Source organism: Kangiella profundi, assembly GCF_002838765.1.
Classification (GTDB): Bacteria; Pseudomonadota; Gammaproteobacteria; order Enterobacterales; family Kangiellaceae; genus Kangiella; species Kangiella profundi.
On record NZ_CP025120.1, the window covers coordinates 2,238,651 to 2,253,715 of the forward strand.

The following is a 15,065-nucleotide window of genomic DNA, read 5'->3' on the forward strand; positions in this document are numbered from 1 at the left end:
TCACTTTGCTGTTATGTATGATAGGCCTTGCTCAACTCATGTACTGATTGAATGAATACGCCAGCTTTTTCTGGTTCTACTGTTTGATGAATACCGTGGCCCAGATTAAATACATGGCCAGCCCCCTTACCGTAACTAGCCAAAATGGTGGCAACTTCTTCACGAATTCGTTCATCTGATGCATACAGTATGGATGGATCCATATTACCTTGCAATGCTACTTTTCCAGCAACTTTAGTGCGCGCATCAGCCAGATCAGTTGTCCAGTCAACACCAAGACAGTCACAGCCAGTTGCCGCCATAATATCTAGCCAGGCTCCACCACCTTTGGTAAATAAGGTCACAGGGATCTGTTGACCTTCATGTTCACGTTTAAGGCCATCGACAATTTTTTGCATATAGCGTAACGAGAACTCCTGATAATCTCTTGGGCTCAAGACACCACCCCAGGTATCAAATACCATGAGCGCCTGAGCACCTGACTCAACCTGTGCATTCAAATATACAATAATAGAGTCTGCCAACTTATCAAGAAGCTGATGCATAACCGCAGGTTCTTTGTACATTAGGCCTTTAACTTCTGAGAAGTTTTTAGTAGTGCCACCTTCAACCATATAAGTCGCCAATGTCCAAGGGCTGCCGGAGAAACCAATCAAAGGTACTTCGCCCTTGAGTTCACGACGTATGGTTGATACAGCGTCAGTCACATACTTTAACTCCTGATTCGGGTCAGGAATTGGCAATGCTTTTACATCCGTTTCACTTCTAACGGGCTTACGAAAAGCTGGACCTTCACCCGGCGTAAAATACAACCCCAGGCCCATGGCGTCAGGAATAGTTAGAATGTCTGAAAATAGAATGGCGGCGTCCAATGGGTAACGACGAAGTGGTTGCAGCGTAACTTCACAGGCCAACTCAGGATTGGTACACAGGTCCATGAAACTGCCTGCTTCTGCTCTCAGTTGACGATACTCTGGCAAATAGCGTCCAGCCTGACGCATCATCCAAATAGGTGTTCTATCAACGGGTTGTTGTAAACAAGCTTTAATATAACGATCGTTTTTTAGCGGGTGGCTCATAATATTGTCAGTTAGCCATTGTCATGGCCGCCATTATAAAGGTTATAAACACCTAAAACAGCCCAATATGATATTTTACTGACTTATCTCACCTGCAATTGCAGAAAAAGGTCTAATCCAGGGTTGCTGGTTTAGTATATGGGGGGGTAGAGAGAGAATTGCCTGCTCAGCTTCAGCTCGAGTCAGGTATGAACCCCAGAGCACTCTGTAACGCACTTCATTGTTGACATTGGCTTTGTATACATAGCTATCGGCAAGGTCTAAAGATTTTTGAAACTCAGTTGCAGCCTCTCGCTGAGTATTGGAGTATAGCTGCACACTGTAGTGATCTCTTGATTGTGCCTCAAACCATTGGTCAAAAGTCGGTTTTGATGCGACAACAAGCTCTGTTGTTGCAGGCTCCGGTTCTGATAAAGCAATTTTAGCTATAGGGTCTTCCACCGGATTGTCTTCGGCAACCAGTTGTTGTTCTGAACCTTCTGCATCAAGTGAGGGTTCACTCTCTGTGGTGTCTAATTGTTGTAACTCTTCGCCATCTGTAGTCTGGTCTTGAATCACTTCCAATCGCTGATTTTGTAAATCATTGCTTTGCGGTTCATCAGAGTCTGTAACAATAAGAGCAATAATGAAGACAACAGCAGCAAAGGCTAATATTGCAGTTGTCCACCAGCCTTTATTTGCTTTCTCAAAAGACTCGTTGCTTTCATAACCACTTACCAGCTTTTTCATGCTTTTTTCAGCATTTTCCACTATCAGCTTGGGAAGCCCCTTTGACGCATACCAGATCGTATCGCTCTGCATTTGCGAAAGCTGCATCATTTTGGGTTGATCATGTAATTGCTTTAGCAGGAACTGGTAACAATCCTGCTTTGTAAACAACGGCAGTGTGACATGATTATTAAAGAAATCAGATAATCGTTCGCTGGTTCCTACTTCACCCAATAATAACCAGAAAACATTGTCGGTCGGCTTTGTGAGATGCACTAGCAGACTAGTGGATGCCTCATGAGCATCGTCAACTACAACAATTAATGGTTTAGTTCGTTCTTTAGGTAATTGACTATATATCTGCTCATATGTGCTTAATGGGTGCACCTGGATTCGCTGACATTCAACCGACTCGTCAAGCAGAAGTCGTTTTTCAAGAATTACACCAAAAGTACTTTTGCCAGCTCCAAAATCCCCTTCCACAAGCGTATAGCCACCATTTAACGCCTTATGTCGAATCACTGAAATTAATCGCTTCCAGCTCTCTGGAAGGAACAAAACTCTGCGTTCTGCAGAAAACGGATTATTATTTTTTGCCAGTTCGAGTGTCATGGTCTTTTTGATTAATCCATCGCTTGGGTTAAAAACTCATTGATCTCACTTAGAGACACACTTTTATCAATCATAACCTTACCAACTTTTTCAGGCAAAACTAAGGTAATGCTTTCACTAGTATTTTTTTTATCCAATCGCATGGCATTGGTTAATTCATCAGCATTAAGATATTCAGGGATTGTGGTTGGCAGACCAAACTTTTGGACTAGTCGCACTATTCGTTCAGAATCAGTTTTCGATAAGCTACTATTTCCAAAACTAAACTTTGCTGCCAGACATATACCTATGGCAACTGCTTCGCCATGTAACAGCTTGCCATATCCGGCACATGTTTCAATGGCATGACCAAAGGTATGCCCTAAATTTAACCAGGCCCTAATACCTTTTTCTTTAGCATCCTCAGCGACTATGTCTGCCTTAATACGACAGGAAGTTTCAATCATTGTTACCAAGGCACTTTCATCATGTTCTAGTATGTGAAGTGCATTTTCATCAAGCCACTCAAAAAAGGCACTGTCTGAAATGATCGCTGCTTTAATAATTTCACTAATACCTGCTAAAAACTCCCTTTCTGGCAATGTGCCCAATGTTTTGATATCAGTAACTACCAAGCTGGGTTGATGAAACGCTCCGATCAAATTTTTACCAAGCGGGTGATTAACCGCCGTTTTTCCACCAACAGAGGAGTCAACCTGAGACAGTAATGTTGTAGGAACCTGAATGATGGACATACCCCGATTGAGGCATGCTGCAGCAAAACCCGCCATATCTCCTACAACTCCACCACCAAGTGCAATAATGGTATCGTTACGACGTAGTCTTACTGAAATCATGGCGTTTAGCAGCTCTTGCCAGGAGTCTAGGCTCTTATACTGCTCTCCATCAGGTAACAAATAGGTAAATATAGAATAGTCGGATAGAGCTAGTTTAAGCTGGTTTAGATAAAGTGGTGCAACTGTTTCGTTGGAAACAATAAAAACTGAGTTGCCCTTTAAGGAATCAGCAAAGACCTTTTTATTGAAAAGATCTTTGCCTATAAGAATCTTATAAGTGAATGGTTCTGAATCGAAAGATAAGTCAATGTATTTCAATGGCTTATGACTTTAAGCAATAGGCTGTTCCATTAACTCAACAATTTCTTTGGCCACTGATTTCACCGAGCTAATATTAGTTGCAACGGTTAAATCTGCAATTTCCAGATACAGCGGCTCACGCTCTTTCATCAGATTCTCTAATGTTCCGCGAGGATTGTCATTTTGAATTAATGGTCTACGTTTATCACGTCGAGTTCTCTCTAATTGCTGCTCAATTGATGTCTCAAGATATACAACAACCCCTCTTGCAGCCAGAAAATTTCGGCTCTTATCCGAAACAATGGCGCCACCACCAGTAGCTAGAACAATGCCTTGACGTTGAGTTAATTCTTCCAGTATGGCCTCTTCTCTTTTACGAAAGCCATCTTCACCTTCAATATCAAAGATCCAATCAATTGGCGCACCCGTGCGATCCTCAAGCTCGTGGTCACTATCCACAAACTCAAGTTTCAGAATTTCGGCCAACTGCTTGCCAATAGTTGTTTTACCGGCACCCATTGGTCCCACTAAAAAGATATTGCGCTTACCTTTCATTGTATTTTTTGAACTCTTCGATTACCAAAACAGATAAAAACCAAAAACCCAGGCGTGCGAATTATACCTGGGTTTTCAGTAATTGGGTACGAGGGATTAGTTTTTCAAGCCCTGCTCAATAATTTTTGGTGTTACGAATATGAGCAATTCTTGCTTGGTGTCCTCACGCTGAGTGTTTTTGAACAACCAGCCCAGAAGAGGAATGTCACCTAGCAATGGTACTTTAGACTCGTCGTAAGTCGTTCTATGTTGGAAAATACCACCAAGAACAATGGTTTCACCATTATCAACTAATACTTGTGTTCCAATCTCCTGAGTATTAATTGCAGGAGCACCGGCACTACCACCACCATCTGGATTAGTGAATATTACATTCTCACCCCGTGTATCCTGAGTAATAGCTAAATCAAGAATTACACGACCATCAGGAGTAATTTGTGGAGTAACCTTAAGCTCAAGAACAGCTTCTTTAAATTGTACGTTCGAAGCACCAGAAGAAGCGCCTTGCAGATATGGAATCTCTTCACCCGCTTTAATATAGGCTTCTTTTTGATTGGCTGTAATAACTTTTGGGCTTGCTACCACTTCACCACGGTTTTCAGACTCTAGCGCTGAAAGCTCCATATCGACAACAATACCGTCTTGAAGACGAGCGAATGATAATCCTAGCGAGCCAGCAGGGTTAGCAATTGGAAGGTTAACATTGAAATCTCCATTTACCTCACCTGAGTTCATAACATCGCTCACACCAAAACGAGAACCTAGGTCACGAGCGAAGCCATCATCAGCAGTGACAATACGTGCCTCAATAAGAACCTGTCTTACAGGAATGTCCAATTGTGCAACCAGTCGTCTTACATCTTCAATTTTAGTTGCCACATCTTGAATCAAAATTGTATTAGTTCGTTGGTCGATAGTTACAGACCCTCTCTCTGAAAGGATGCCAACAGACTTTTTATCACCAGAGCCTCCGCCTAGGCCAGCCTGTAGAATACCAGCTATTTCAGCAGCTTTAGCATAATTTACCTGAATGAGCTCAGTTCTTAACGGAGCAAGCTCTTCCTGCTGCTTATTGGCCTCAAGTTCCTGTTGCTCACGCTGGGCAATAATATCAGCTGGAGCAATCATCATGACGTTACCTTCCTGACGCTTCCCCAAACCTTTCGACTTAAGAATAATATCCAAGGCCTGATCCCAAGGTACATTGACTAGATTAAGAGCCATTGAGCCTTGAACATCATCACTGATCACAATGTTGATACCTGCAAAGTCACCGAGAGTGTGTAAGATAGCTTTCAGATCCATATCCTGGAATTGAAGAGTTAGCTTTTCACCAGAATACTTAGGCTGCTCACGCTCACGCTTTTCTATTTCTTGCTGAGTTAAAGGCTTAAGTTCAATCGTATACTGATCATTTGCCTGATAGGCAAGGTATTCAAATGAGTCGTTTGCACGAATAGCTAGACGTACAGCGTTTCCGCGCGTAGAAGTTTCAACAATTTGGGCAGGGGTTCCAAAGTCAATAACATCTAATCTACGAATGAAAGCTGGGTCAATGTCAGCGCCCATGAAATCAGCAATTACAGTACGTCCTTCTTGACGCAAATCAACCGAGACGTTTGGGTTACCAAGGTTTACTAATACTCGGCCTTCACCATTTACACCACGTCGGAAATCAATACCAGAGATATCATATCCTGAGCCAGGGCTATAGCTGGATGTACGGCTAGGCTTAGAATCGCCACTTGCGGTAACGCTGCCTTGCTCCAAGGTAACCACATAATCAGTGCCTTCGATTTGACTGTTATAAGAAACTAGTTCAGACAAATTAATGACTACTCGTGTTCTATTTTGAGCCTGAATAGCTGTCACGGAATTCACAACGCCGACACCAATGTCCTTCGTTTTAAAGTCCAATCCTGAGTCAACACCCTCAAAATCCATAGAGATTCTGGCAGGATTTGCAGTCGTAAACTCCTGAGGTGTCGGAGGAACGTCTGAGTAAGTCATTCTCAGCTGAACCTTATCCCCCGGAAGCACGTTGTAGTTAATGGCTTCAAGTTGGCTGGCATGTACTGCCCACGATGCGAGCATCGCAAAAGCAAACACCGAACAACTTTTCATAAATGTAGTAGTCTTTGTCAACATAGTCGATTTACCCAATTGTGACTTGTTTGTCCATAAATGGTTTGTATTATTCATAGTCCAGCCCCCTACTGCCCTAAGACAAGGTATTGTGTGCGAGCTTCCCAACACCCACGACCATTGGGAACTATGGCTTCAATGGTGATTTGGTTGCTATCAATCTTAGTGATGCGACCATCATCTAAGCCAAGATACTCACCTTCATGAACAGGTTGTATAACGCCTGCACTGTCACCACTCAAGATCTTAACCAGACCGCGGTGCTCTTTGTTATTGGAAATCAGGCCTACATATTGCAGTGCATCAAGACCGTATTTTTCTAATTCATGTTTGCGTCGATTTGGATCTGGTTTAACGTCAGATACACAATCTGCATCAATCTGTAGCAATCTGCTTTCAAACTCAGGATCTAATCTTGCAAACGGGCTGCGCATATCCGATGCAGAATAGGTGAATGGCTCATAGGGCTTCACTTCTGGCAACGGTGGCACACTCGTCGGTGTATCATTCTTTATCTGTTGAACCTGTGCCTGTAGGCTGGATAAGTCAGCATCCTCACAACCTGCAAGCATCCCCATCATTACTGATAACCCAAGTAGGGTTGCTATTTTGTTATTACGGTAACTCACTGCTGCTCATCCTCTGATTCATAACGATAAGTTTTGGCAAGTACACTGAAGCTTAAGCGCTCTGCCCCCTCAGAATCCGGTTGTCCACCTCTTCTGTTATTTGCAGCTGAACGTGCAGGTTCAATTTTAAAATCGTGCAAGGTTACAATTCGAGGTAAACCAGAAATTCGACTGACAAAATCAGCGATTTGGTGATAACTACCAGTCGCTAAAATTTGGATTGGCTTCTCGATATAGAACTCCTGCTTTATCTCATCTAAGTACTTGTGTGACAGAAGTTCAACTCCGGCACCAGTAGCCGCATATGATATTTCATCAAGCAATCCCGGAATTTCTGTATTTCGAGGTAGCTGTTGCAATAACCCTTTAAAGGTTTCCTGCATTTCAGCCATTTGATCTCGATAAGCCTGTAAATTGGCGGCTTTCTTATATTTTGTCTTAAACTCTTCAATCAGCTGAGTTTCTTTAGTTTGCGCTGACTCCAGAGCACTAATCTGATCATTGGTGTCAAAGTAATACCCTAAACCAAGCACTACTAGCATTACTGCCACGATAACAAAAATTTTGCCCGGAAGTGGCCACGACCCAATATTATTAAAGTCTTGATATTGACTTAAATCAGCCATTATTGACCTCCTTCCTGCTGACCATTATTTTCAAGGCCAGGTGTTATTTGCTCAGCATCCAGCACAAAGTTTTGAGCCGGCATGCCTTTACTATCTTTATTAACGTCTCTCAAAGCTTTTGTGTTCAAGCGCTCAGCTGCATCCATTTTACGCATAAACTCTGAAATACGAGGGTTGGTTTCAGCTTGGCCGGTAAAAGTGAGGTTAGTACCTTTACGTTCCCATGACGTTAAATTAATGCCTTCTGGTACAACGTTCACTAACTCATCAAACATACGTACGACTTCAGGGCGGCTTTGTTGCAACCCTTGAATTAGGTCCATGCGCTTGATTAATTCTTCTCGTTGCTTTTCCAGTTTATTAATTTCTGCAATCTGGCGATCAAGCTGTCTCAGCTCAGTTTCTAAAAACTGATTACGAGCTTCTTGGCTTTCGATTCTTGAGGCCATAACACTATGTACCAGGAACCAAATCAAACCAGCAAGAATTGCCATTAAGAATAAAGTAATAAAGAATTCTTTTTGTCGCTCCTGGCGCAGTTCCTCACGCCAGTCGAGTAAGTTAATGCGTGCCATTAGTCGAAACTCCTTAGTGCTAGTCCACAGCTAATCATCATTGCTGGAGCGTCCGCACTCAAAGCCTGAGTATTCACATGAGAAGAAATCGACATTTCAGCAAATGGGTTAGCAACACGTGTAGGGGTTCCCAGGTGCTCCTGAATCATGCCATCAAGGCCATCAATTGAGGCACAACCACCCGCCAAAATGATTTCATTAACAGAATTAAATTCGCTCGCAGAGAAGAAGAACTGCAACGCGCGTCCAACCTGCTGGGTGATAATTTCTGCGAATGGAATTAGAACTTCTGTTTCATAATCATCAGGCAAGCTACCCTGCTTTTTCGCTAAGCCAGCTTCTTGATATGACAAACCGTAACGGCTTTGAATTTCTTCAGTTAGCTGGTTACCACCAAATAACTGCTCGCGGTTATAAATAACCTGTCCATTACGCAAAACATTCAAACTGGTCATGGTCGCACCGATATCGACAATGGCCACTACCGAATTTTCGATATGTTCAACAGTTTTCTTCTTGGTTAATTGGTAAGCACGCTCAATGGCGTAAGCTTCAATATCCACCACTTTTGGAATCAGGCCCGCAATTTCCAGTGCATCAACACGCGAATCTACGTTCACGCTTCGAGACGCTGCTAATAGTACGTCAACCTGATTATCATTAACTTCTGAATCACCCAAAACCTGGAAGTCCAGATTAACTTCTTCCAATGGATAAGGAATATATTGATCTGCTTCGACCTTGATGACGTCTTCCATCTCTTGGTCGGTCAGTCCTTTTTCCATCTGAATAGAACGAGTGATAACCGCGGAACCAGAAACGGCCACGGCTGCATATTTTGTTGTTGTACGAGCTTTATCGACAGCTTTCTTGATTGCATTGCCGACGGCTTCAGTATCACGAATATCGCGCTCAACCACCACACCTTGTGGTAGTGGTTCTACCGCATAACGATCAACTCTGTAACGATTCCCCACCTTGCCAAGCTGGAGTACCTTAACAGCTGTCGAGCTGATATCGATACCGATGACTGGTACTTGTTTCTTTTTGAATAACCCCAGAACCATAAATCCTATGCCTCATTAAGTTGGTTCAACATCTTCCCTATGCGTTATCTATCTTAGACTTGTCCCCAAAAAAGTGCATACTTTTTCATCACGAAAGTTAAACTTTTTTATTAACTAACGTCTCTAAGATACTATATTTACACTGATTTACAAAAAAATTCAGCCTTTTTTTTAGAAAAAGGTATACTGGTGCTCAATTATTTCCCGAGCTTTCACAGCCCACAATAAAACTTTCTGAAAAAATGACCATCAATATATTGAAGAAATTAGCCTTTTTTGTGAGTCTACTCACAATATTTATGGTTTTAATCGTTCTTGGAGCTTACCTCTTTTCGGCGCCTCAAGTGCCTGCAATCGATTCTCTCAAGAATGTAAAATTTCAGACTCCAATGCGTATTTATACCGCTGACGGAAAATTAATCGGCGAGTTTGGTGATGTCCGCCGAGTTCCTGTCGAACTGGAGCAGGTTCCTCAAGACTTTATTAATGCGCTTATTGCCACAGAAGATCAACGTTTTTTTGAACATGGCGGGGTCGATATCCAAGGTTTATTGCGCGTGATCAAGGTTGCCCTATTCAGTGGCGAGTTTTCTGAAGGGGCCAGTACTCTTACCATGCAGACCGCCCGTAATATGTTCCTGACTCGAGATCAGCGACTACAGCGCAAGCTGGTTGAGATGTTCTTGGCCATCAAAATGGAAGAAGAGCTGAGCAAAGAGGAAATTCTTGAAATTTACGTCAATAAAGTTCATTTCAGTCATCGAGCTTATGGCCTTGGTGCTGCAGCTCAAGTTTATTATGGCAAGGATCTAACTGAATTGACCCTTCCACAGGCCGCGATGATGGCAGGTCTACTCAAAGGTGAGTCAGCATACAATCCGATTTCAAATCCTGAGCGAGCATTCCAGCGTCGAAATCTGGTTCTTAGCCGAATGGTGGAACAGAATTATATTGACCAGGCTGAGTACGAAGAAGCGATTGCTACCCCATTAACGGCAAAAAAACACACAGCCGATCTCGATCTGGAAGCGCCGTACGTTGCTGAAATGGCACGAATTGATGTCATTGACAAGTTTGGACGCGATGTCGCCTATAACCAGGGGCTTATTGTCCAAACAACCATAGACTCACAACAGCAAAAAGTAGCCAGCAAAGCCTTACGAGATGGCCTGCTGGAATATGACCGTCGTCATGGATACAAAGGGCCTGAGCTAATTCTAGAAGAATTCAATGCCAATGATAGAGAAGAGTTGCTTACGCTTCTCGATAGTACCCCGACTATTGGACCACTAACACCAGCTGTAGTACTTAATGTTGATGAAAAATCAATTGAGGTGCTCAGCAAAGATAACCAAGTACTGAAGATTGAATGGCCAGGCCTTGAATGGGCGGCAAAGTTCATCAGTGATTCACGAATTGGCAACAAACCTGAAAAGGCTTCAGATATTGTTAGCGCTGGCAGTATCATTCGTATTCTTAAGGTTGCAGAAGAGCAGTGGCATCTTTCACAAATACCCGAAGCCTCAGCCGGATTTGTAGCCTTAAGTCCACACGATGGTTCGATTACCGCTTTGGTAGGTGGTTTCGATTTTGCCTCCAACAAGTTTAACCTGGTCACTCAGGCTCGTCGCCAACCGGGCTCTAACATAAAACCTTTTATTTATGCTGCGGCATTTTCTAAAGGCTTTACCGCTGCCAGTCTGGTTAATGACGCCCCATTCGTTAGAGTTAATGAGTCTATCGATGAGGTTTGGCGTCCGCAAAACGACAACTTGAAATACAATGGTCCAACTCGCCTGAGAATTGGTCTTAAACGTTCAATCAATACCATCTCTACTCGCCTTATTGATGCCATCGGAGCCGACTATGCCGAGCAGTTTCTGGTTAACCTCGGCTTACCCGATGAGCACATGGATCCATACCAGTCTTTAGCTCTTGGAACCGCGAGCTTCACTCCTCTTGAAATGGCTTCCGCATACGCAGTTCTAGCAAATGGCGGCTACCAGGTCGAACCGTACTATATAAAGGAAATCAGTTCATCGGTCGGAGATATCCTATACCAGGCCAGCCCAATGCTGGTCTGTGATGAGTGCGAGCAAATGCGCATCGAGAACCAGATTCGTGAGCAGAAATACTCACCGGAAATTCGCAATGAACCTGCTTTGCCAATGCCAGAAGACCGAATCGCCAAGCAAGTGGTCGACCCAAGAGATGCCTTCATAATTTATGACATGATGAAGGATGTCATTCACAGCGGAACAGCCACCACACAGTTGGCCCGTCGTAATAGCTCTCTGCTTAAACGTAACGATCTTGCGGGGAAAACCGGTACAGCCAACGATTATAAAGATGCCTGGTTCTCAGGTTTTAATCGAGATCTGGTTGCTAGCGCATGGGTAGGCTTCTCAGACCACCGACGCAGTCTTGGCCAGTACGAATATGGCGGACGAGCAGCCTTGCCAATCTGGGCAACCTTCATGGAGCAAGTTCTTGAAGGTACTCCTTCAAAAGAAATGATTCAGCCCCCAGGCGTGGTTTCGACTAAGATTGATCCAGAAACGGGGAAACTCGCAGCACTTGGCCAAACCAATGCGATATTTGAATACTTCCGTGATGACAATGTACCGACTGAGGTGGCACAGCAAGATCAGGAAGACTTTAATACTATCTACAATACCCAGCAGCGCGAAGAGCCGATTGATGAGCTTTTTGATGATGAATTGATGCGTCTTTTGGAAGAGTCTTCTACTGACAATGAGACCACCGGTGAGTCTTCCAGAGAGGCTCTGGAGAAGCAACTGGATGAAGAGCTGAAGCAGTTGCAGAATCAATCTGAGCAGGAAGAGGAGCAGGACCAGACAACTGATCCTGGCTCTATTTTCTAACTTCTAGTAACTAACTTATAAATAGCATCCATAAAAAAAGGCACTTGTCGAAAGTGCCTTTTTTGTGTCTATCGCGTAAATGTATCGATTGCTTATTTCAATTTACGGCTACCGAAACGCTTACGGAAACGGTCTACGCGGCCGCCTGAATCAACAATCTTCTGCTTACCTGTATAGAAAGGGTGGCAAGCTGAACAAACGTCCAAGTTAACGTCTGAACCTGTTGAACCAACTTCGATAACATTACCGCAGCTGCAAGTTGCAGTTACAGTTTTATATTCTGGGTGAATACCTTGTTTCATAATAGTGCTCTCTTGTTGCGAGTCGCCATTCGGGCAACAGACCTAAACTGCGCCAAACACCACTCAAGATTTAAAGAAGCGCGATCATACGCTTACAGCCCCATTAGATCAAGCCCAAAGCCCGTATTTATAGGGCTATTGTCGTGGCAGTGATGGCGGCATGATGATATCTAGACCAAACAGGAAGTCGCCCTTAATGCTAAAAGTTCGTTCTGCCAGTTTCTGACCACCCATACCGACAACGCTGATGGTGTAATTACCATTCACCAGCCCATCAACTCTGTAATAACCAAACTGATCGGTCAGAGTTTCGGTCATGATTTCACCCTTCTCGTTAAACAGGGTTAACCTTACATTGGATAAAGCCTGCCCCGTTGCAGATTTGAGCTGCCCCATGGCGCTGTATTCTGAATTAACGACAAAATCCACATTTGTCACAGAAGATGGCGCTACCTTAATCACATGGCTCTTACCCTCTGGAACCATATCAATCGGCATGAATTCACCATCCAGCATAACCTTGTAGAGGCCTGGAGTTACATAATCCAGATAGAAGGTACAGGCTTTCACCGGAACCTTATAAGCGACTCCGTTCAATAACAGGCTAACATGTTCAAGCTGGGAGCAATCACCATCGGTTTTGATGGTTCCAGCAATAGTGCCCGCAGTATTGTAAGCTAGTCGGTTGCTACTCGGAACCAGACTGCCTTTAACCACTGCAAAGTCCATTGAAATTCGTGCAAACGCTGATAATCCACCATCGAACTGTGGATCCGCATCACGTAACCTCAAATCAAAATAGACTCCGGGCATTAACTGAGTACGGTACTCGGTAAAGACACCCACCCCGTATTCATTCGAATGGTTCAGTTCGAATCGAAACTGGCGGTAGTCAGTCCAGCTGTCGGGATACCAATAGAAACCAACCGCCTTCTCAATAATGGTATTGTCGTAAGTACGCTCACCGATAGTATCTTTATACATCCGCCCTGACATATAGCCATTCACATTATCAGATGCATTCCATTCAAATCGCCCCGTTTGCTCATCAGGCTTATGAGTTATACGAAAACGTGCATCCTGGGAAGGTCGGTAAAATAGTTCAGTACGATAATCGCCATCGGCATCTGGGCGTGTACCTACCGAAAAATTATAACTGGGACTGTAAAAAATACCTGGCTTAACATAACTGACCTTATCCCCCGTTTCCTGATAACGCCCTAAAAGCTCTAATCGTAAAGAGGGGTCGGGGGTATAGTAATAATAACCATTAGCTGAGGTCACTTTCTCGTCACGCCCCTCATAAAAGTTTACCTCTTCCTGGCGCACAAAGGTCGACAAACGCCAATCTTCACCAAAACCATCCAGCTCCAGTTGTGTTGCCATGGCATCATTTCTATCGGCAACACGCATTGCCCCGACAAAGTTATTACCCAGCGATGAAACAATTCCGGTAGTAGTTACAGAGGTATCGTCAAGTAAATATCCGGCCTCGAGAGTCGTAGTATCAGAAATACCGTAGCGATACAGAAACATACCTGCATCGCCTTGATTGACATAATCTGGGTCGAGCCAGTTACCTTTCCGGCCCAGCGCCACGCTGGTAACTACCTGCCCTTCATTTAACAGGTAATCTGAACTTGCCCGGGTTTTTAGCTGTCTTTCCAGCTCAGAGCGATTCACCGGATCAAGAATGACCACTTCAATTTCATTAAACAGGCTCGATTCCGTTCTAAACTCACCGAAATCATAGGTACCATCGAGCCGCACAAAGGTTTCACCAACCAATTGATTATTAACATAAAGTTCGGCGATTGCTCCCGGCTCGGCAGTGCCTCGAATACGCTGAACTGAATTACCTAGTTCACGAAAAAAGCTAGACTGGGAAATATCCTGATAAGCGTTGTATGGAATGGCCTGATTACTATAAAAATATTGTCCACCCGTCAGGGTCACCGCAGGTGATATTACCGATGGACTGACCGTCTGCTTACCGATCAGCCATTGATGGTGATCGCTTCTTTTAGTCCAAAAATAATCATCCAGCTTCCAGCTTTCGTCATTCACTTTTTCGGCATCAATTAGCCACGAACCCTCTGCTGCTGAGCCTGTTGCTACCAACTCACTCCGCTCTGTTAAGACGTCAAACTCCAGCGCCTCGTCATCTTTCTCTACGCCCTGAACTTCGTGCGATAAACGAATCTGACGCAGGCTGAATGGATCTGGCCCAAACTCAACTTCTAAAGACTCTGCAGGCGCATCGGATTTTTTGGTTTCTTCCTGCCACGGTGGCAAAAAGGTCACTGCATATTTAGCCGGATCAAAGCGAGCATTGACTTTCAGGTATTCATTAAGTGTTCCAAGTGAGGCCCACAACTCACCATCAATTCGATAAGTGACCCGTGAAGACATCTCAACCTCACTGCCGGGAACTCTAATGGTTAAAATGCCATGCTCAAGCGTGTAGCTTGCCTGAATGACCGGAAATACTTCCTTGATGGGGACCAGGTAATCGCTTTCCGTCTGAACAATATCGAGAACCAGAACCTCTTTATTATTAACCTCAAGACCGACTAGAATTTTACGGAAACCATAGGAGCGACCGCCCCCATAGCCAGAGCTGGCAGCATCAAAATAAGCATTCTGGACATCTACCGGGCGATGTAAATCAAGAGGGGCTTTCTGCTTTTTTTCAGGGAGGGAGCTAGTTTGCTTTTGCGACTGTGTTTGAGCCTCTATTTCAGAGGCTGTCTGAGAATAAGACACCAGGGGCGCGCACAATAGCACCCCCGACAAAACCAATTTT

12 protein-coding genes are annotated in these 15,065 nt (G+C 44.0%); 1 reads left to right on the forward strand and 11 read right to left on the reverse strand.

Features of this window, described 5'->3' with window-relative positions; genetic code table 11:
• Positions 1–11: 11 nt before the first annotated feature.
• From hemE to CW740_RS10480, 9 genes are all read right to left on the reverse strand, one after another.
• Positions 12–1,079 (reverse strand): uroporphyrinogen decarboxylase, encoded by a 1,068-nt coding sequence (gene hemE, locus CW740_RS10440; protein WP_106647440.1) that lies wholly within the window; start codon positions 1,077–1,079, stop codon positions 12–14.
• A 75-nt stretch (positions 1,080–1,154) separates the two neighbouring features.
• A complete protein-coding gene (locus tag CW740_RS10445) occupies positions 1,155–2,399 on the reverse strand; it encodes an SPOR domain-containing protein (RefSeq protein WP_106647441.1) in 1,245 nt (414 codons plus the stop codon).
• A gap of 11 nt (positions 2,400–2,410) precedes the next feature.
• Positions 2,411–3,493: a 3-dehydroquinate synthase gene (gene aroB / locus CW740_RS10450; RefSeq protein ID WP_106647442.1), complete on the reverse strand. Its 1,083-nt coding sequence runs from the start codon at positions 3,491–3,493 to the stop codon at positions 2,411–2,413.
• Positions 3,494–3,505: 12 nt separating this feature from the next.
• Positions 3,506–4,030, reverse strand: a complete 525-nt coding sequence (aroK, locus tag CW740_RS10455; protein WP_106647443.1) for a shikimate kinase AroK — start codon at positions 4,028–4,030, stop codon at positions 3,506–3,508.
• A 96-nt stretch (positions 4,031–4,126) separates the two neighbouring features.
• Positions 4,127–6,232: a type IV pilus secretin PilQ gene (locus CW740_RS10460; protein ID WP_106647444.1), complete on the reverse strand. Its 2,106-nt coding sequence runs from the start codon at positions 6,230–6,232 to the stop codon at positions 4,127–4,129.
• Between the two features lie 11 nt (positions 6,233–6,243).
• Entirely contained in the window at positions 6,244–6,804 is a 561-nt protein-coding gene (locus CW740_RS10465; protein ID WP_227523848.1) for a pilus assembly protein PilP, read from the reverse strand.
• Positions 6,801–7,430 carry a type IV pilus inner membrane component PilO gene (pilO, locus tag CW740_RS10470; protein ID WP_106647446.1) on the reverse strand — a complete coding sequence of 210 codons (630 nt, stop codon included), beginning with the start codon at positions 7,428–7,430 and terminating at the stop codon, positions 6,801–6,803. Before pilO ends, CW740_RS10465 begins: the two co-directional genes overlap by 4 nt.
• A complete protein-coding gene (locus tag CW740_RS10475; protein WP_106647447.1) occupies positions 7,430–8,005 on the reverse strand; it encodes a PilN domain-containing protein in 576 nt (191 codons plus the stop codon). The genes pilO and CW740_RS10475 overlap by 1 nt, the downstream gene beginning before the upstream one ends.
• Positions 8,005–9,072, reverse strand: coding sequence for a pilus assembly protein PilM (locus CW740_RS10480; protein WP_106647448.1), 1,068 nt, complete (start codon positions 9,070–9,072; stop codon positions 8,005–8,007). The genes CW740_RS10475 and CW740_RS10480 overlap by 1 nt, the downstream gene beginning before the upstream one ends.
• Positions 9,073–9,461: 389 nt before the next feature.
• On the opposite strand from CW740_RS10480, the gene CW740_RS10485 reads away from it, so the two are divergent.
• A complete protein-coding gene (locus tag CW740_RS10485) occupies positions 9,462–11,957 on the forward strand; it encodes a penicillin-binding protein 1A (RefSeq protein WP_227523849.1) in 2,496 nt (831 codons plus the stop codon).
• Positions 11,958–12,049: 92 nt separating this feature from the next.
• Here the strand turns inward: CW740_RS10485 and rpmE are convergent, their stop codons facing one another.
• Together rpmE and CW740_RS10495 are read right to left on the reverse strand one after the other, a co-directional pair.
• Complete coding sequence (gene rpmE / locus CW740_RS10490) at positions 12,050–12,259, reverse strand: 50S ribosomal protein L31 (protein ID WP_018624021.1); 210 nt, start codon at positions 12,257–12,259, stop codon at positions 12,050–12,052.
• A 135-nt stretch (positions 12,260–12,394) separates the two neighbouring features.
• Positions 12,395–15,025 carry a carboxypeptidase-like regulatory domain-containing protein gene (locus tag CW740_RS10495; protein WP_227523850.1) on the reverse strand — a complete coding sequence of 877 codons (2,631 nt, stop codon included), beginning with the start codon at positions 15,023–15,025 and terminating at the stop codon, positions 12,395–12,397.
• Positions 15,026–15,065 lie beyond the last annotated feature (40 nt).